16 protein-coding genes are annotated in these 17,751 nt (G+C 67.5%); 3 read left to right on the top strand and 13 right to left on the bottom strand.

The window, feature by feature from the left end; all coding sequences use genetic code 11:
- The 7 genes from G3N62_RS02455 to G3N62_RS02425 form a co-directional block, all read right to left on the bottom strand.
- Window positions 1-892 (bottom strand): protein-glutamate O-methyltransferase CheR (locus tag G3N62_RS02455; protein ID WP_206141136.1); only part of this gene is annotated, 892 nt, incomplete at its 3' end.
- On the bottom strand, window positions 889-1,401 hold the full coding sequence (locus G3N62_RS02450) for a chemotaxis protein CheW (RefSeq protein ID WP_124668799.1): 513 nt from the start codon (window positions 1,399-1,401) through the stop codon (window positions 889-891). The genes G3N62_RS02455 and G3N62_RS02450, both read right to left, overlap by 4 nt.
- Window positions 1,398-3,074 (bottom strand): methyl-accepting chemotaxis protein, encoded by a 1,677-nt coding sequence (locus G3N62_RS02445; RefSeq protein ID WP_034185666.1) that lies wholly within the window; start codon window positions 3,072-3,074, stop codon window positions 1,398-1,400. The genes G3N62_RS02450 and G3N62_RS02445 overlap by 4 nt, the downstream gene beginning before the upstream one ends.
- A 126-nt stretch (window positions 3,075-3,200) precedes the next feature.
- Window positions 3,201-4,334 (bottom strand): hybrid sensor histidine kinase/response regulator, encoded by a 1,134-nt coding sequence (locus G3N62_RS02440; RefSeq protein WP_034185665.1) that lies wholly within the window; start codon window positions 4,332-4,334, stop codon window positions 3,201-3,203.
- 476 nt (window positions 4,335-4,810) lie between these two features.
- Window positions 4,811-6,394, bottom strand: a complete 1,584-nt coding sequence (locus G3N62_RS02435) for a Na+/H+ antiporter (RefSeq protein ID WP_034185664.1) — start codon at window positions 6,392-6,394, stop codon at window positions 4,811-4,813.
- A gap of 233 nt (window positions 6,395-6,627) precedes the next feature.
- Window positions 6,628-8,061 carry an aldehyde dehydrogenase family protein gene (locus tag G3N62_RS02430; RefSeq protein WP_034185663.1) on the bottom strand — a complete coding sequence of 478 codons (1,434 nt, stop codon included), beginning with the start codon at window positions 8,059-8,061 and terminating at the stop codon, window positions 6,628-6,630.
- 29 nt (window positions 8,062-8,090) lie between these two features.
- Window positions 8,091-9,731 (bottom strand): acetolactate synthase large subunit, encoded by a 1,641-nt coding sequence (locus G3N62_RS02425; RefSeq protein WP_034185662.1) that lies wholly within the window; start codon window positions 9,729-9,731, stop codon window positions 8,091-8,093.
- Window positions 9,732-10,068: 337 nt separating this feature from the next.
- On the opposite strand from G3N62_RS02425, the gene G3N62_RS02420 reads away from it, so the two are divergent.
- Window positions 10,069-10,407, top strand: a complete 339-nt coding sequence (locus tag G3N62_RS02420; protein ID WP_124668798.1) for a type II toxin-antitoxin system RelE/ParE family toxin — start codon at window positions 10,069-10,071, stop codon at window positions 10,405-10,407.
- Window positions 10,408-10,410: 3 nt separating this feature from the next.
- Window positions 10,411-10,710 carry an addiction module antidote protein gene (locus G3N62_RS02415; protein WP_124668797.1) on the top strand — a complete coding sequence of 100 codons (300 nt, stop codon included), beginning with the start codon at window positions 10,411-10,413 and terminating at the stop codon, window positions 10,708-10,710.
- Window positions 10,711-10,793: 83 nt separating this feature from the next.
- On the opposite strand, the gene G3N62_RS02410 is transcribed toward G3N62_RS02415, so the two are convergent.
- The 5 genes from G3N62_RS02410 to andAc form a co-directional block, all read right to left on the bottom strand.
- On the bottom strand, window positions 10,794-12,080 hold the full coding sequence (locus G3N62_RS02410) for a DUF445 domain-containing protein (protein ID WP_034185659.1): 1,287 nt from the start codon (window positions 12,078-12,080) through the stop codon (window positions 10,794-10,796).
- Window positions 12,081-12,189: 109 nt separating this feature from the next.
- On the bottom strand, window positions 12,190-13,410 hold the full coding sequence (gene andAa, locus G3N62_RS02405; protein WP_124668796.1) for an anthranilate 1,2-dioxygenase system ferredoxin--NAD(+) reductase: 1,221 nt from the start codon (window positions 13,408-13,410) through the stop codon (window positions 12,190-12,192).
- Window positions 13,400-13,726 carry an anthranilate 1,2-dioxygenase ferredoxin subunit AndAb gene (gene andAb / locus G3N62_RS02400; protein WP_006479527.1) on the bottom strand — a complete coding sequence of 109 codons (327 nt, stop codon included), beginning with the start codon at window positions 13,724-13,726 and terminating at the stop codon, window positions 13,400-13,402. The genes andAa and andAb overlap by 11 nt, the downstream gene beginning before the upstream one ends.
- A 17-nt stretch (window positions 13,727-13,743) precedes the next feature.
- On the bottom strand, window positions 13,744-14,220 hold the full coding sequence (gene andAd, locus G3N62_RS02395; RefSeq protein ID WP_206141135.1) for an anthranilate 1,2-dioxygenase small subunit AndAd: 477 nt from the start codon (window positions 14,218-14,220) through the stop codon (window positions 13,744-13,746).
- 14 nt (window positions 14,221-14,234) lie between these two features.
- The gene (andAc, locus tag G3N62_RS02390) at window positions 14,235-15,506 is read right to left on the bottom strand and encodes an anthranilate 1,2-dioxygenase large subunit AndAc (protein ID WP_049029683.1); all 1,272 of its coding nucleotides are present in this window, start codon (window positions 15,504-15,506) and stop codon (window positions 14,235-14,237) included.
- A gap of 213 nt (window positions 15,507-15,719) precedes the next feature.
- Here andAc and andR point away from each other — a divergent pair, with 213 nt between their 5' ends.
- Window positions 15,720-16,679, top strand: coding sequence for an anthranilate 1,2-dioxygenase regulatory protein AndR (gene andR, locus G3N62_RS02385; RefSeq protein WP_034185657.1), 960 nt, complete (start codon window positions 15,720-15,722; stop codon window positions 16,677-16,679).
- A 129-nt stretch (window positions 16,680-16,808) separates the two neighbouring features.
- Here the strand turns inward: andR and G3N62_RS02380 are convergent, their stop codons facing one another.
- Window positions 16,809-17,702 (bottom strand): LysR family transcriptional regulator, encoded by an 894-nt coding sequence (locus tag G3N62_RS02380; protein WP_034185656.1) that lies wholly within the window; start codon window positions 17,700-17,702, stop codon window positions 16,809-16,811.
- Window positions 17,703-17,751 lie beyond the last annotated feature (49 nt).

Below are 17,751 nucleotides of genomic sequence, written 5' to 3'. Positions count from 1 at the left end.
GCCGGTACGGCGCCGCCGCAGCCGCAGCCGCGGCCGCGTCGGCCGCCGTGCCGGCCGGCTCGCGATGAAACGCGAATGCCAGCGGCACGCGCGCCGAGCGCATTCCGTGCCGCATCGCGACGCCCGTTTCGGCCGGCCCGACGAACAGCATGCCGTCGTCGACGAGCAGCGCGTCGAGCGAGCGGATCACGCGATCCTGCGCGTCGCGGTCGAAATAGATCAGCACGTTGCGGCAGAACACGAAATCGTAGCGAATGCCCGTATCCGCGGCCGGTTCGACGAGATTCGCGTGACGAAACTGCACGCAGGCGCGCACGCGCTCGTCGAGCAGCCAGCCGTCGCTGGCCGGCGTGAAATACCGTGAACGAAACTCCGTCGCCGTGCCGCGAAACGCGTTGCGTCCGTAACAGCCGAGCCGCGCGTACTCGATCGCGCGCGCACTGAGATCGATCGCGTCGATCGTGAAGCTGGCCGGCTCGAGCCCCGCGTCGAGCAGCGCCATCGCCGCCGAATACGGCTCCTCGCCCGTCGAGCACGGCGCGCTCAGCACGCGGATCACCCGGCCGGGCAGCGCGGCAAGCCGTTCGGCCGCCAGCCGCGCGAGCGTCGCGAACGCCTCGCGGTCGCGGAAGAACCACGTCTCGGGCACGACGAACAGCTCGATCAGCGCGCGCCGCTCGTCGGCCGATGCGTTCAACTGCTGCCAGTACGCGTCGAGCGCCTCCGGCGTGACCGGCGGCCGCGCCGCCGACGGCAGCCGCTCGCCGTCCGCCTGCAGCGCATGCACGCGCTCCGTCAGCGCCCGCGTCAGAAAATCGTTGCCGAGCGAATCGGGGTCGATGCCGGTCTCGCGCAACAGCCAGCCGCGAAATCGCGATTCGGACGCTTTCATGCGAACTCCCCCCCGTGGCCCGGCAGGCCATCGAACAGATACAGGTGCGCCACGTCATCGATCAGGTCGGACACCGACACCTGCTGCACGATGCCGTCAGGCGTATTGGCGACGTGCCCGAGCCAGCGCGTGCGCGCGGTCGAGATGCCGCTCGCGTGGAACGCCGCGCGGTCGATCCGCATCGTCTGCGTCGCACGTTCGACGATCAGGCCGAGCGTGCGCTCGACGCCGGCCTCGCCCGCGCGGTAGCGGACCATCACGAGCCGCGTCGAGCGCAGCGCGTGCGCGCGCCGCCCGAGCGCCAGCATCGGCACGTCGATCACCGGCACCGGCTGGCCGGCGCGCATCAACAGCCCGGCGATCCAGTCGGGCGCGCCGGGCACGGCCTTCGTGTCCGCGAGCGGCAACACCTCGTCGATGCCGGCCGCGTCGAGCGCATAACGCTCGCCGTCGAGCTCGAACATCAGGAACAGCGCCTGCGCGCCGTTCTGCGGATCGGCGCGCGTCACGCGTCGACCTTGAAGCGCGACACACTGGTGCGCAACTGGTTCGCCACCAGCGTCAGGTCGTCGATCGCCTGCGACGACTGGCGCAGCGACTCGGCCGTCTGCTGCGCGGCCTCCGACAGTTGCGACAGCGCCTGCGTGATCTGCTCGGCGCCGTTCGCCTGCGTCTGCATCCCCTCGTTGACCATCTGGAAGCGCGGTGCGAGCGTCTGCACCTCGGCGATGATCTGCGACAGCTGCCCGCCGACCTGCTGCACGTCGAGCATCCCGCGGCGCACTTCCTCGGAGAACTTGTCCATCCCCATCACGCCCGCCGACACGGCCGACTGGATTTCCTTCACCGTCTGCTCGATGTCGTAGGTCGCGACGGCCGTCTGGTCGGCCAGACGACGGATCTCGGTCGCGACGACCGCGAAGCCGCGGCCGTACTCGCCGGCCTTCTCGGCCTCGATCGCCGCGTTCAGCGACAGCAGGTTGGTCTGGTCGGCCACCTTGGTGATGGTCGCGACCACCTGGTTGATGTTCAGCGCCTTCTCGTTGAGGATCGCGAGCTTCGCGTTCACCGAGCCGGCCGCGTCCATCACGCTGCGCATCGTCTCGCCCATCCGCGTGAGCCCGCTCTGGCTCACGCCGGCGAGCGTCGCCGACTGCTCGGCCACGCCGGCCACCTCGTTCATCGTGCGCAGCAGGTCGCGCGAGGTCGCGAAGATCTCGCGCGAGGTCGCGCCGATCTCGGTCGTCGTCGCCGCGGTTTCGTTCGCGGTCGCCTGCTGCTCGCGCGACGTCGCCGCGATCTCGGCCACCGACGTGGTCACCTGCAGCGACGACTGCTGCGCGCGCGCGACGAGTTCGGTCAGCTCGTCGGCCATCCGGTTGAAGCCCGTCTCGAGCGTGCCGAATTCGTCGCGGCGACGCAGGTCGAGGCGGCGCGTGAGGTTGCCGGTGCGCATCACGTCGTGCACTTCCACCAGGCGCGCCATCGGCACGGTCACCGAACGGTACAGCACGTAGCCGAGCCCGAGCGCGGACAGCAGCACGAACGCGAGCGCGGTCGCGAGCACGACCTCGGTGTCCTGCACGGATTCGCGGATCAGCTTCGCGGACTGCTCGGCGAACTTGCGGTTCTCCTGGACCAGGACGTTGGCGTTGCGCACGACCTCGGCCCAGGCCGGTTGCGCCTTGGTGTACGCCGCGACCGCGTCGTCGTGCGACGCGCGGGTCTTCTGAATCGCGTCGCTCAGGAGCGGCAGGTAACGATCGTATGCGCCGCGGAACGCGGCGAACCGTTGCCGGTCGTCGTCGCGAAACGTCGTGGCCTGATAGTCGACCGACAGCGCCTCGACTTCCTTCATCGCGTCGGCGATCTTCGCGAGATCGCGATGCACGCTGTCGGGGTCGGTATCGACGAACGTTGCCTGCTGCAACAGCATGAACGATTCGTTGACCGAGCCGCGCAGCGATGACGCGAGGTACACGCCGGGCAGCGAGTCGCGCTCGATGCTGATGGCTTCGGCGTTGATCGCGCGCAGTCGCTCGTAGGACACGCCGGCTGTCACCAGCATCAGCACGAACAACACGCCGAAGCTGAGCAGGATGCGATTGCCGAGCGTCAGCCGGGCAGCGCCGATCGTCGGATGCAGGCTTTCATTGGTCGCGCGGGGCGTCACGGTGGCCATGTTCGTTATGGGCTTTCTAAAATCAGCGTTGAAAAAATCCGCGCCCGCCTGCGCGCCGGTCGGCGCGCCACGAGCGCATCGGGGTCGGATGCGGACGACGCGGCGCCGGCAGGCCGCGCCGCGAAATCACCGCTCCGCTTGCGCCGGCAGCCGAAGCGCGACCATGAAGCCGCGCGCCGTATTGCGCATCAGGATCTGGCCGCGATGCCGCGCCGCCGTCGCGCGCACGAACGCAAGCCCGAGGCCGAAGCCGCCGCGCGCCGCGCCGTTCACGGTTTCGAGCTGCACGAACGACTCGGTCGCGGCCGTGCGCTGCTCGGGCGCGATGCCGGCGCCGCCATCCTCGACGCCGATCAGCCAGGCGCCGTCCTCGCTGCTCAGCGTGCAGTGCACGTCCGTACCGGCCGGGCCGTACTTCAGTCCGTTGTCGATCAGGTTCGCGACCGCGCGCGTGAGCATCATGCGGTCGCCCATCGTCACGCACTCGGTGTCGGGCACGTGCGCGACGACCCGGCAGCCGAGCCCGGCCGCTTTCTCCCACAGCTGGTCGACGGCATCGACCACGATCTCGTTGAGGCTCAAGACCTCGTGCGCGCGGCGCTCGGACTGCGCGCGGGTCAGGTGGATGAAGCCGTCGGCAAGCGCCAGCGCACGCCGCGCATGGCCGGCGATGCGCTCCATGATCGCCGGCATGTCGCCGTGTTCGGCGCGGTAGACATCGAGCAGCGCGAGGATCGACGTCTGCGGGGAACGCATGTCGTGCGACAGGAAATCGAGCGCCTCGTCGCGCTGCCGGGACATCAGGTACGAATTCGAGTGATAGCGGATGCGCGCGGTCAGCTCCATCGCGTCGGGGAGCTTCACCAGATAGTCGTTCGCGCCGGCGATGAACGCCTCGCGCTTGACGATCGGCTCCTCCTTCGCGGACAGCACGATGATCGGCACCCGCGCGGTGCCGGCGTCGGCGCGCCACGCGCGGACGAGATCGAGGCCGTCGATCTCCGGCATCACGAGGTCCTGCAGGATCACCGTCGGCTTCACGTCGCGCGCGACCGCCATCGCCCGGTGCGCGTCGGTACACACGTGCAGATCGATGTCGTGCTCGCTGCGCAGCGCGCGGCGGATCACCTCGCCGACGAACGGTTGATCGTCGACCAGAAGGACCGATAACCCCGATTCAAGGCAATCCGAGGCATTATCACTGCTCGATTCTTTCATAAATACAGTTTCAAACGCCGAATCTCCAATCGATTCTTTCATAGGAGTTGTTTATCCGACTTGGACACTATCTTATTTTGGCGGTTGAAAAACCCGCCTGATTCCGCCGATTTGGCCTGTCGGCACTGCCTTGCGGGGCTTGAGACGCCGATTCCTTCCTCATCGGCAACCGCATTACCTCCGCATTCTTTCTCTCAATAAAGATAACCGGCTGATTCTAAATGAAATTAGAACACAGCATCTATCTCCTTCCGGTTTAGTTTTGCCAAATATGCAGAAAGAGACGGAATCAGATAAATCTGATCATTTCCGGATTCGAAAGACGATAACGTTTGCGAGACCGGCGCCATAAGGCTTGCATGGTCTGCAAGGCTGTTTGCCGGTGGTATTGAGGGCCGGATTCCGACAGGTCGAATCGGCTGGTGGGCGGGAGCAACATCGCGCGGCGGGGAAGGATCGGCCGCGCGCGGTGCAGGGCCGGCAGAACGCCGGCCCGTGGGATAGCGGGTCGCGCCCGCTTACCCGCGCGCGTGCTGCGCGGACACTTCCTGCAGGTCGAGATCGCGTTCGAGCGTGTGCAGCATCTCGTCGTGGATGCGCCCCGACCGATGCAGGCGCAACAGTTCGGCACGCCCGGCCCTGATCGCGGCCAGCACGACGTCGTAGTGCGCGGTGCGCACTTCCGCCGGGTACTCGGGTTCGTTCTTCGAGCGTTCGGTCAGCTCCGCGCGATACGTGTACTGCTCGAGCAGGCGCGGATGGATCACGACGCCGTGCTCGTCGCGCACGAGCGGCTGGATCGCCGCGAGCTGCGCGGCCTCGACGTGCGCCCACGTCTGCGGCTCGGTCAGATGGTGCGCGGCGCGCTCCTCGCGCTGCGGCAGGCGCAGCAGCCGGATCAACGGCCCGATCGTCGTGCCCTGCAGCAGCACGGTGACGAGGATCACCGCGAACGACGCGACCAGGATCACGTCGCGGCCGGGCAACGCCTCGGGCAGCGACAGCGCGATCGCGAGCGTCACGACCCCGCGCATCCCGGCCCAGCTCATGATCGTCGCGGCCTTCCAGTCGGGCGCTTCGCCGCGCCGTGCGATCCCGCGCACCGGCCACTTCAGCGCCTCGACCGCGTAGATCCACACGAAGCGCGACACGATCACCGCCGCCAGCACCGCGACCACCGGCGGCACCATCGTGGCAAGCACCTGCTCGAAACCGCCGAGCCGGTGAATCGCGCCGCGCAGCGACAGCCCGATCAGCACGAACACCATCGCTTCGAGCAGGAACACGATGACCTGCCAGAATGCGGTGCCGCGCGTGCGCACGGCGGCCGAGAACACCTCGTGCTGATGCCAGCCGATGATCATGCCGGCCGTGACCGTCGCGATCACGCCCGACACCTCGACCATTTCGCCCGCGATGTACGCGATCCAGCCGGCGATCACCGCGACGGTGATCACGAGATAGTCGTCGTCGAGCAGCTTCAGGAACCACACGACGAGCCGGCCGATCACGAAGCCGACCACCACGCCGCCGAGCCCGAGTTCCGCGAAACGCACGACCGCATGCTCGAGGCTGAACGCACCGGTGAGGGCGGCCGCGACCGCGAAGCGGAACAGCACGAGGCCGGCCGCGTCGTTCAGCAGGCTCTCGCCTTCGAGCAGCACCATCAGCCGGCGCGGCAGCGCGACACGTTCGAGCACGGCTTTCGCGGCGACCGCGTCGGGCGGCGACACGATCGCGCCGAGCGCGAAGCACGCGGCCCACGGCAGCGCCGGCACGACCCAGTGCACGGCGAAACCGACCGCGAACGTCGTGAAGACGACCGCGCCGATCGCGAGCATCAGGATACCGCCGACGTTACGCTTGAACTCTTCCCATACGGAGAAGTACGCGCCGTCCATCAGCAGCGGCGGCAGGAACACCAGCAGCACCAGCTCGGGATCGAGGTTGATCGGCGGCAGGCCGGGAATAAATGCGATCCCGATACCGCCGATCAGCAGCGCGGCCGCGGGCGGCAACCGCAACCGCTTGGCGATGCATTCGAGCGCGACGATCGCCAGGAATGACAACAGAACCAGCTTGAATGCCGAGACGGGGGACATGAATCGACCTCGTGAAGAATGAATTCGCGCTTTCCGGTGCCGTGCCCCGGTCCGCAGTTTGGCGCGATTACATCACGAGGCGAGGCCCGCAGTCGAGCGCGCTGCGGGCGGCCCGCCGCGCGGCGGTACGCGCGCGATGCCGGACCGATGCGCGCGGCGCAATGAAAACGGCACGCAAGCCGGCCCGATCGCCCGCCTGCGTGCCGTTGCGGACTGACGCCGCAGCCGGCGCGTTATCGGCGCCGCACGACCATCAGCCGCGGTTCGGTCATGTCCTCGATCGCGTAGCGGACCCCTTCGCGGCCGAGGCCCGAATCCTTCACGCCGCCGTACGGCATGTTGTCGACGCGGAACGACGGCACGTCGTTGATCACGACGCCGCCGACTTCCAGTTCATCCCACGCGCGCTGCGCATGCGTGAGCGAATCGGTGAACACGCCGGCCTGAAGCCCGAAGTCGCTGTCGTTCACGCGGGCGAGCGCATCGTCGAAGCGGTCGAACTTCTCGAGGATCGCGACCGGGCCGAATGCCTCCTTCCGGTACAGGTCCTGCTCGTGCCCGACGTTTTCCAGCAGCGTCGCCTCGAACATCGCGCCGTCGACCTTGCCGCCCGCGACGATCTTCGCGCCCGCCGCGACGGCCGCGTCCATCCAGCCCGACAGCCGGCGCGACTCCGATTCGGAGATCATCGGGCCGACGAACGTCGACGGATCCTTCGGGTCGCCCATCTTCAGCGAACGCGTCTTCGCGATCAGCTTCTCGCGCAGCGCGTCGTAAAGATCGGCATGCACGAGGATCCGCTGCACGCCGATGCAGCTCTGGCCCGACTGGTAGTACGCGCCGAACGCGAGACGCTCGACCACGTAGTCGAGCCGGTCGCGCTGATCCGCATCGACGATCGCGGCCGCGTTGCCGCCCAGTTCCAGCACGACTTTCTTCTTGCCCGCCTTCTCCTTCAGCGCCCAGCCGACGGCCGGCGAACCCGTGAACGACAGCAGCTTGAAACGCTCGTCGGTCGTAAACAGGTCGGCGCCGTCGCGATGCGCGGGCAGCACGGAGAACGCGCCCTTCGGCAGGTCGGTTTCCGCGAGCACCTCGCCGATGATCAACGCGCCGATCGGCGTGCGGCTCGCGGGCTTCAGCACGAACGGGCAGCCGGCCGCGAGCGCGGGCGCGACCTTGTGCGCGGCAAGGTTCAGCGGGAAGTTGAACGGCGAGATGAACGAACACGGGCCGATCGGCACGCGCTTCACGTACCCCGTATAACCCTGCGCACGCGCGGAAATTTCGAGGTTGACGATCTCGCCGTCGATCCGCACCGATTCCTCCGCGGCGACGCGGAACGTGTCGATCAGCCGCGTCACTTCGCCCTTCGAATCGTTGATCGGCTTGCCGGCCTCGATGCACAACGCCTCGGCCAGTTCGTCGAAGCGCTCGCGAAAGCGCGCGACGCAATGGTCGAGCACGGCCTGCCGCCTGAAGGCCGGCATCTCGCGCATCGGCTTCGCGGCGGCGACCGCCGCGCCGATCGCCGCATCGATCGCCTTCGCATCGGCCAGCGCGACGCGCGTCGCGACCTTGCCGCTGAACTTGTCCGTGACCTCCAGATCGGTGTTCGCGTAGACGGCTTCGTTGGCGAGGTAGTACGGATAGGTTTCCTTCAACATGGAACGACTCCTTCCGGTGAACGGGGTATTCAGAGCTGTGCCGACAGGCGCTTGATCTCGCGGTTCAGCACGCGCTCGTTGTCCGAGTAATCGATCGGCACGTCGATCACGTGCACGCCCGGCGACGAGAAGCACTCGCGCAGCAGCGGCTCGAGATCGTCGGCCGATTCGACACGATGCCCGTGCGCGCCGTAGCTTTGCGCATACGACACGAAATCGGGGTTCTGCAGCGTCATCGCGTAATCGGGGAAATTCATGTTCTCCTGCTTCCAGCGAATCATCCCGAACGCGTCGTCGCGCAGGATCATCACGACGAGGTCGAGCTTCAGCCGCACGGCCGTCTCGAGCTCCTGCGAATTCATCATGAAGCCGCCGTCGCCGCACACGGCGATCACCTTGCGCTGCGGATGCACGATCTTCGTCGCGATCGCCGACGGCAGGCCGGCGCCCATCGACGCGAGCGCGTTGTCGAGCAGCAGCGAATTCGGCTCGTGCGCACGCCAGTAGCGCGCGAACCAGATCTTGTACATCCCGTTGTCGAGACAGACGATGCCGTCGACCGGCAGCGCGTTGTACAGGTCGTTGACGATCCGCACCGGGTACATCGGGAAGCGCGGATCGTGCTGGCCCTTCTCCAGATGGGCGTCGAAATGCTCCTTGATCATCGCGAAGCGCGCGAAATCCCAGTGCGGCTGCGGCGACATGGCCTCTTTCATTTGCCACACGGCATTCGCGATGTCGCCGACCACTTCGATCTGCGGGAAATAGACGGGATCGACCTGCGCGCCGAGGAAGTTCACGTGGATCACCGTCTTGTCGTCGGTGCGCATGAAGAACGGCGGCTTCTCGATCACGTCGTGGCCGACGTTGATGATGCAGTCCGCATGCTCGATCGCGCGATGCACGAAATCGCCGTCGGACAGCGTCGCATTGCCGAGCCACAGCGGATGGGTCTCGTCGATCACGCCCTTGCCCATCTGCGTGGTGAAGAACGGGATGCCCGTCTTGTCGACGAATTCGAGCAGCATCTTGCAGGTGGTCTTGCGGTTGCCGCCCGCGCCGATCATCAGCAGCGGATGGCGGGCGGCCTGGATCGCGTCGACCGCACGCGCGACCGCCTTCTCCTCGGCCACCGGCCGCCGGCTGTAGCTGCGCGGGATCGGCTTGCCGTCGCCCTCCTCGTGCGCGATGTCTTCCGGCAATTCGAGGTGCGCCGCGCCCGGGCGCTCCTCCTCCGCGCGGCGGAACGCCTCGCGCACGGCCGACGGGATATTGCCGATCGACACGATCTGCCGCGTGAATTTCGTGAGCGGCTGCATCATGTCCACCACGTCGACGATCTGGAAGTGGCCCTGCTTGCTCGACTTGATCGGCTTCTGCCCGGTGATCATCAGCATCGGCATGCCGCCGAGCTGCGCATACGCGGCGGCCGTGACGAAGTTCGTCGCACCCGGCCCGAGCGTCGCGAGACACACGCCGGTGCGGCCCGTCAGGCGGCCGTAGGTGGCGGCCATGAACCCGGCCGCCTGCTCGTGCCGGGTCAGCACGAGCTTGATCTTCGATCGCCGCAGCGATTCGAGCAGATCGAGGTTTTCTTCGCCGGGAATACCGAACACGTACTCGACGCCTTCGGCTTCCAGCGCCTTCACGAACAGATCCGATGCTTTCATGGGGGACTCTCGGTTATGCCGCCTGCCCGGCCTACGGGCGCGCGGCGTACATGACGCGCGCCGGCCTACGGCACGCGGACGCTCTACCTACTGGACACAGACCACGGCACTTCCCGCCGCGCGACGAACGATGCGCGGCGGCGCCCCCGGATGTCGGAGGACGAACGGACCCACCCGTGCGCGACGAGCATGCACGAGCGGCAAGGATGTGTTTGATTGTAGACGGATTCGAAAGATTTCGACTTCGGCCGAACGGCCAATCGGCACCCAAGCGAGGCGGACGGCCCTACCGCAGCAGCCGCGAAACGACTTGCCACCCCCCTTTTTTCTGTGAACCATGGTTTACATACTGCCATCGGCGCCCTACCGTGCACCTACGTTCAGTGCCCGAACCAGCGACGTCTTCGACACCTGGTTTGCCGGCCGGCAGGATCGCGTCGCGAAGCGCCGCATCCAGGCTCGCATCGACCGCCTGTCGATGGGCAACCCCGGCGACTGGAAGTCCGCCGGCTCGCCGGTCGTCGAAATGCGGATCGATCATGGCCCCGGCTATCGCGTCTACTCCGTCCGGCGCGGACCGATCCGGGTCATCCTGCGCTGCGGCGGCGATCAATCGACGCAACAGGCCGACATACGCGCCGCGCACGCGATGCTCGCGCGCCTCGACATGGAGTGATCGATGGACAAGATCCGCACCCGGCCGTGGGATTCGGCCGAACCCCTGAAAACCGCAGACGACATGGCCGACTACTTCGAGGCCTGCCTGCAGGAAGCCGGCGACGATCCGGCCTTCATCGCGCACGCGCTCGGCGTGATCACACGCGCACGCGGCATGTCGCAGGTCGCGCGCGATGCGGGCCTGTCGCGCGAAGGGTTGTACAAGGCGCTGTCGCACGACGGCAATCCGAGCTTCGGCACGATCCTGAAAGTCATCAAGGCGCTCGGCCTGCAGCTGCACGGCGCGAAAGCGCACGCATGACAAAAAAAGCGCGTGCCCGGCATCGCGCCCGTTGTGCGGTGCTCGTGGCCGCGCCGGCGCCGCCGTTCAACGGCATGGGCGCGTCAAGGCAGCCACCCCGCCGCCCAGCGCGGCACCAGCGACACCAGATACAGCCCGAGCCCGATCAGCCCGCCGACCAGCGTGCCGTTGATGCGGATGTACTGCAGATCCTTGCCGATGTTCAATTCGATCTGCCGCGACATCTCGCGCGCATCCCAGTTGCGCACCGTATCGCGAATGTGGCGCATCAGGAAATCGGCGAAATCCGGCGCCATCTCGTGCACGGCCTTCTCGACATGCTCGTTCAGCGACGCGCGCAGCGCCGGGCTCTCCGACAGCCGCGCGCCGAGCCAGCCGCCCAGCGTCGCGGCCTGCCGGTGCAGCGCCGAATCGGCGCGGGCAAGATCGGCCTTCAGCCACGCGCGCAACTGGTCCCACAAGTCGCGCGCATACTCGTTGAATGCATCGCCGTCGCGGATATAGCGCTTGATCTCCTCGCCCTTCGCGACGAACGCCGGATCGTGCTTCAGCCGCTCGGTCAGTCGCGCGACCGTCCGGTCGAAGCGCTGCCGCAGCTCGTGCTCGGGGTCGGCCGCCACGCCTTCGAGCACGCGGCTCACCGCGCTCGCGAGCATCCGCGCGCCGTTCTCGCCGAACCATTGCGTCGGCATGATCTTCTCGACCTTCGGGTATTGCGTCTTCAGCCATTCGACGATGAAGCCCGCGATCACCTCGCGGTTCTCCTCCTTGTCGAGCACGTCCACCACCTGTTCGATCGCGTCGTCGAGCAGCGCCTGGTGGCGGCCGTCCTTCGTCAGCGTATCGAGGATCGCGCCGGCCGACTGCGACAGGTCGACCCGGTCGAGCACCGCGCGGAACGCGTCGTGCACGAACGTCTGGATCCGCGCGTCGTCGGTCATGTCGAGCGCGAAACTCATCAGCCTCGTCACGTAGCCGCCGAGCGCATCGGTGTTCGCCGGCTCGCCGAGCCACGCACCGAGTTTCCGCGCCGGATCGTGCTGGCGGATCTGCGCGGCGAGCGCGTCGGGGCCGAGGAACTTCTCGCGCACGAACACCGCGAGATTGTCGGCGATCTTGTCCTTGTTCTTCGGAATGATCTCGGTATGGCGCGACACGAACGGAATCGGCACGCGGCGGAACAGCGCGACGACCGCGAACCAGTCGGCGAGCGCGCCGACCATCGCGGCTTCGGCCACGGCCTTGAAGCCGTCGACCCACGGGCCGCGCGGCAGCAGGATCGTCGTGACGAACACCGCGACGGCGGCCAGCAGCAGCCACAGCGCGCGGCGCTTGCTGCGTTTCAGTTCGAGGGCTTTGTCTGGCGTCATGGCGGACCGGCGGATCGGCGATGCCGCTAATATCCCCGATTTCGCCGCAACCGACAAACGCGCGGGCCGCGCAGGCGCATGCGGTGCACGCACACCGCGCGCGCCGCCGTTACAGGAATGTCTTCAGGTTCACCGCCGGATCGGCCAGCTTCGCCGGGTCGGGCACCGCCCCTGCCGCGATCAGCCGGCGCGATGCGCCGATGTCGCGCCCGAGGTTCGCCGCGGCCACCGCGACGATCCTGCCGTCGTCGCCAAGCCCGAACACCGTGAACGGCCCGCTCGCCGGATCGCCGCGCACGACGATCGTGCGTTCGCCGCCGAACAGCCCGAGCATCTGCAGGTTGCAGTCGTACTGATCGGACCACAGCCACGGCAGCTCGCCATAGGTTTCGTCGGCACCGAGCAGGTTCGCCGCCGCGACGGCCGGCTGGTTTTCGGCCACCTGCCACGACTCGATCCGTACGTGGCGCCCCAGCAGCGGATTGAAGTGCATCGTCACCTCGCCCGCCGCGAAGATCGCCGGATCGGCCGTACGGCAACCCGCGTCGACGCGTATCCCGTTGTCGACGTCGAGCCCCGCCGCCTGCGCAAGCTCGACGTTCGGTACCACGCCGATGCCGACCACGACGATATCGGCCGGCACGTCGCCGCGATCGGTCTCGACGATCGCGCCGCCGCCCGGCGCGCGGCGGATCGCACGCGGCAGCGTCGCCATCCGGAACGCCACGCCACGCGCGTCGTGCAACCGACGCGCATACGCACCGACCACCTCCGGCAGCGCGCGCTGCAGCAAGCGCGGCGCCGGATCGATCACCGTCACGTCGCAGCCGAGCTGGCGTGCCGCCGCCGCGACCTCGAGGCCGATGAAGCCGCCGCCGAGCACCGCCACGCGGCGGCCCGGTGCCAGTCGTGCACGCAACGCACGCGCATCGTCGACCGTGCGAACGTAGTGCGGCACGACGCCTTCGTCGACCGCACCGCCGAACGTGCGCACGCGCGACCCCGTCGCGAGCACGAGCCGCGCGTATGGCAGCGTCGTGCCGTCGTCGAGCCGTACGCGCCGCGCCTCACGCTCGATCGCGTCGACGCGCGTGCCGAGCCGCAGCTCGATGCGCTGCGCGTCGTACCACGCCGCGTCGCGCACGAACGCACGCTGCTCGCCGCCGTCCGTCAGCAGCGCATCCTTCGACAGCGCCGGCCGGTCGTACGGCAGCGCGCGCTCCGCGCCGATCATCACGATGCGCGCCGCCGCATCGCGTTCGCGCAGCGCTTCGGCCGTGCGCCGCGCCGCATGGCCGGCGCCGACGATCACGAACGGATCAGCCGACATTGACTTCCACCTGCCCGTCGACGATCCGGATCGGATAGGTCCTTACCGGCTCGGTGATCGGCGCGCATTTCGGCGCACCGGTGCGGATGTCGATCAGCCCCTGGTGCAGCGGGCACTCGACGCAGCCGTCCTCCACGTAACCTTCGGACAGCCGCGCATGGCCGTGCGTGCAGAGGTCGTGCATCGCGAACAGTTCGTCGCCGATCCGGAACACGGCGATCGGCTTCTGGCCGGCGACGCGCGCCGCCGGTTCGTCTTCGGAGAATTCGTCGAAAGCGCCGAGCGGATGCCACTCGGCCAGCGTTGCTTCGGTCATGTCGTTTCCTTGCTTCGTCAGATCGGCGTCGCGAGCAGCGTCTGCACGCGCGACGTGTCGTAGATCACCCGCTTGGTCTTGTAGCGCAGCCCGTCGGGCGTGCGCACGACCGTGTCGTAGTACTTGCCGGCCTGGTACACGTTCGACTCGCCGTTGCTGCGCGTCTGCACGACGACGTAGTTGCTCTCGGTGTCGATCTCGCCGTCGCGTTCCGCGACGATCGTCAGGCCCGACGTCATGTGCCGGTACGTGTGCTCCTCGTAGATGTTCGCGTGCCGCAGCGACACCACGCGATCGCGCAGCATCCGCTGGTTCGTGCAGTGGACGATCCCGACCGGCAGCCCGAGATCGGCGTTCTCCTTCGGCACGATCTCGTACGTGCAGTCCTCGGTGAACATCTCCGGCCAGTGTTCGAGCCGGTCGTTGTCGAGGTGCCCGATATAGCGGTTCTGGAGTATGTAAATCTCGAACCAGGTCTTCATGTCTTCCGTCATTTTTCGCTCCCGCCTCAATAGCCCATCAGCTTCTGGTAGCCGACCCAGAACTTGCGGATCAGGCTTTCGGTGATCACCGTGTCCTGCTGGTCCGGATTGCCGCGCGACATCTCGATCACCGACGTCGCATCGGCATCGCGTATCGTGCCGCGCTGCACGAGTTCAGTCGCTTCGGTGTCTTCCATCGAGATGTAGCCGGCCGGCCCGACGAGGTTCGCCTGCTTGATGCGCAATGCGCGCAGCTCGGGCGTGTCGTCCGCGTACCCGAAGAAGTGAAAGATCAGCTCGAAGTTGTCGGGACCCTTCGGCAGGATCTGCCGCGCGACCAGCGTGTTGTGGATCTGCTGGATCACGAGCTGCGGGAAGATCGGCTGGATATGGTTGGTGCAGTCCTCGTCGTATTCCGACACGAGATCGAGGATCGATTCGTCCTCGAGATGGAAACCCTCGTCGAACGACCGGATGTTCTGCTGCTTGTACGCGGCCGACGTGTCGTCGTTCGTCTTCGTCACGGTGATGATGCTGTGCAGCCCGTGGTTCGCGTCCGGAATCGAACGCGCCTTCATCCCGACGCGGAAGATGTTGAAGGTCGTATGGAACAGGTGCAGCATGCTCGCGTGATACGGGTCCTTCACGTTCTCCATGTACAGCTTCCAGTTCGACTTCGAATACTGGCGCGTGCAGCCGAGATACTCGATCGGCTTGTGGAAGATCCGGTCGATCCACGGGCGCATCTGCTCGCCGAGATACTCGGGCAGCGGCGCGACGGCGTCGCTGAAGGTCGCGAACACGAGCCCGCGATAGCTGTCGACGCGCAGCTTGCGCAGCCCGTGCTGCTTCGGGTCGAAGTCGGCCGGCATCCCGGTCATCCCCTTCTGGCCGCGCCGGAACGGCACGCCGAGCAGGTTGCCCTGGCTGTCGAAGCTCCACTGGTGATACACGCACGTGTGCGAACTCGCGTTGCCGCGCGACTTGCGGCACACCTGCGCGCCGCGATGCGCGCAGCGGTTCACCCACGCCGAGAGCGTGCCGTCCTCGGCGCGCGTGACGACCACCGGCGTGTCGCCGACGAACGTGCTCTTGAAGTCGCCGGCCTTCGGGATTTCCGCTTCGAGCGCGACAAAGTTCCATGTCGGTCCGCGGAAGATGCGCTCCTGCTCGCGATCGTAGACCGCACGCGAGCTGAACACCTTGTACGGCACGCGCGAGCCGTCGTCGTGCGGAAAGGTCACATCGGATGCGTCGCCGCGCTCGGCGAAAACGACGGGCGATTCTGTCTGCTCCATGTCGGACTCCTTGTCGATCGATTTCGTTGAATGCATGGAGCCGATTTTTGAAAAGCTAATATTCGTCGTCTATCCGGAAAGTGCGATTGCGGCGGCGCAATATCCACTTTCGGCGGATTTCTGCGCTAGCATGACGGCACACGCGACCCGGCGCACGATCGCGACCCATTCGTCGGATCGAAGCGCGCGTCGCCCATACCAAGGCTGAGGCCCATGTCCCCAACGTCGTTCGAGCCGTCCGCGCTGCGCGCGCACCGGCTGTTCGAATCCCGCGATCTCGACGAGACGCGCGAGCGCATCTCGCGCGTGATGCAGCCGCATGCACTGCTGCCGAACGGCCGCGTGCACGGCGCGTCGCACATGGATTTCGTCAAGCTGGGCGGGCTCGGGATCGGCACGATCGCATTCGGCGACGCGATGCGCGTGCAGGTCGACGCGGTCGACGGCTATTACCTGCTGATGTTCTGCCTGTCCGGCCAGGCCGAGGTGCGCGCGATGGGGCGGCAGCTCGGCGTCGACGGCCAGACCGGCGTGCTGTGCGCGCCCGGCGAGCGCTTCGACGCGGTGCTGTCGGCCGATTGCGAGCAGTTCGTGCTGCGCATCGACGCGGCGACCGTCGGCGCACTGACCGGCGACCCGCGCGCGACGCTCGACCCCGTGCTGCACATCAGCGACGCCGCGCTTTCCGCGTGGCGCCAGCAACTGATGCTTGTCGCGCGATCGCCCGAACTGCTCGAGCGCGCGAACGCGAACCCGCGTGTCGCGTCGCAGCTCGAGCATTTGCTGATCGACCTGCTGATCGAAGGCCATCCGCCGTCGGTGCTGCGCGCGACGCACCGCGACCCCGCGCCGGGCTTCGTGCGGCGCGCGCAGGAGTTCGTGAACGCGCACTATGCGCAGCCGCTGCAGCTCGCCGATATCGTCCAGGCCGCCAACGTGCCCGAACGGACGCTGCGCGACGCTTTCCTGCAGTTCCGCGGCATGAGCCCGATGCAATACCTGCGCGCGACGCGGCTCGACCATGCGCGCGAGCTGCTGCGCGGCGCGGCGGCCGGCCGGCGGATCGCCGAAGTCGCGCTCGATTGCGGGTTTACGCACCTCGGACGCTTCGCGATCGCGTATCGGGAAAAGTTCGGCGAATCGCCGTCGGAGACGCTCGACGCGAAGCGGTAGCCGCGACCGCCAGGCTGGCCGGCCGGCTGTCGCGCGAGCCGCAACGGCATCGCGCCGCACCGCCCTCGCCCCATTCGGCGGCGCCCGCCCAAACAGACCGTTAGTTGCGATTCATCGCACCCACGGCGGTCATTGCGCCGCCGGCGCGATCATCTCCCGCGCAATCGCGCAGAACGCCGCCGTGGCCGCGCTTTCGCCGTGCAGCCGGCGACTCATGATGATCGGCGACGTCGCGGCCGGCTCCGGCAGCCGCCGGTAGACGACGCCCCGCACGCGCACGCCCTCCACACTCTCCGGCACCAGCGACACGCCGACCTGCGCGGCGACGAGCCCGAGCGCCGTCTGCAACTCGCGTACCTCGTGAACGGCCGCCGGCACGACCGCGCCGTCGCGCAGCGCGGACAGCTGCTGATCGGCGAAGCTCGGCCGCGGCGTGCTCGGGTAGACGATCATCGTCTCGTTCGCGATATCCGCGAGCGTCAGCGGCCGGGCCGGATCGGCGAGCGGATGCCCGACCGGCAGCGCCGCGATCAGCTTTTCCTCGATCAGCGCCTCGCGCACCAGCTGGTCGTCGTCGAAGCGCAGGCGGCCGAACCCGACGTCGATCCGCCCGCCCTTCAGCGCGCCGAGCTGTTCGAGCGTGAACATTTCGATCAGCGACAGCTCGACGTCCGGCTGCGCCTCGCGAAACGCGCGGATCACGTCCGGCAGCGCGCCGTACAGCGTCGACGGCACGAAGCCGATCACGATCCGCTCCGACAGCTGCGCAAGCCGCCGCGTCAGCGGGCCGAGCTCGTCGGCCTGGTCGACGAGGCGCTTCGCCTGCGCATAGAACACGCGCCCCGCATCGGTCAGCTTCAGCGGCCGCGCGCCGCGCTCGAACAGCGGCAACCCGATTTCGTCCTCGATCGCCTGGAGCTGGCGGCTCAGCGGCGGCTGCGTCATGTGCAGCCGCTCCGCCGCCCGCGTGATGTTCATTTCCTCGGCGACGGCGATGAAGTAGCGGAGCTGACGCAATTCCATTTCATGCCTCAAAGGTATGGAAGTAGTCGGAAAGAGTGTTGGACGACGC

Origin of the sequence: Burkholderia sp. Tr-20355 (assembly GCF_017104685.1) — a bacterium.
Classification (GTDB): Bacteria; Pseudomonadota; Gammaproteobacteria; order Burkholderiales; family Burkholderiaceae; genus Burkholderia; species Burkholderia seminalis.
Note: the sequence above shows the minus strand (reverse complement) of the source record. Positions and strands in the feature narration are given on the sequence as shown.

Bases quoted from the DNA above. Each gene is read 5' to 3' on its own strand.
- andAd (WP_206141135.1), bottom strand. From the start codon at position 14,220: ATGACGGAAGACATGAAGACCTGGTTCGAGATTTACATACTCCAGAAC.
- G3N62_RS02415 (WP_124668797.1), top strand. From the start codon at position 10,411: ATGGACAAGATCCGCACCCGGCCGTGGGATTCGGCCGAACCCCTGAAA.
- andR (WP_034185657.1), top strand. From the start codon at position 15,720: ATGTCCCCAACGTCGTTCGAGCCGTCCGCGCTGCGCGCGCACCGGCTG.
- G3N62_RS02420 (WP_124668798.1), top strand. From the start codon at position 10,069: ATGGTTTACATACTGCCATCGGCGCCCTACCGTGCACCTACGTTCAGT.
- G3N62_RS02440 (WP_034185665.1), bottom strand. From the start codon at position 4,334: ATGAAAGAATCGATTGGAGATTCGGCGTTTGAAACTGTATTTATGAAA.
- andAb (WP_006479527.1), bottom strand. From the start codon at position 13,726: ATGACCGAAGCAACGCTGGCCGAGTGGCATCCGCTCGGCGCTTTCGAC.
- G3N62_RS02430 (WP_034185663.1), bottom strand. From the start codon at position 8,061: ATGTTGAAGGAAACCTATCCGTACTACCTCGCCAACGAAGCCGTCTAC.
- G3N62_RS02445 (WP_034185666.1), bottom strand. From the start codon at position 3,074: ATGGCCACCGTGACGCCCCGCGCGACCAATGAAAGCCTGCATCCGACG.
- andAa (WP_124668796.1), bottom strand. From the start codon at position 13,410: ATGTCGGCTGATCCGTTCGTGATCGTCGGCGCCGGCCATGCGGCGCGG.
- G3N62_RS02435 (WP_034185664.1), bottom strand. From the start codon at position 6,394: ATGTCCCCCGTCTCGGCATTCAAGCTGGTTCTGTTGTCATTCCTGGCG.
- G3N62_RS02410 (WP_034185659.1), bottom strand. From the start codon at position 12,080: ATGACGCCAGACAAAGCCCTCGAACTGAAACGCAGCAAGCGCCGCGCG.
- G3N62_RS02425 (WP_034185662.1), bottom strand. From the start codon at position 9,731: ATGAAAGCATCGGATCTGTTCGTGAAGGCGCTGGAAGCCGAAGGCGTC.
- G3N62_RS02380 (WP_034185656.1), bottom strand. From the start codon at position 17,702: ATGGAATTGCGTCAGCTCCGCTACTTCATCGCCGTCGCCGAGGAAATG.
- andAc (WP_049029683.1), bottom strand. From the start codon at position 15,506: ATGGAGCAGACAGAATCGCCCGTCGTTTTCGCCGAGCGCGGCGACGCA.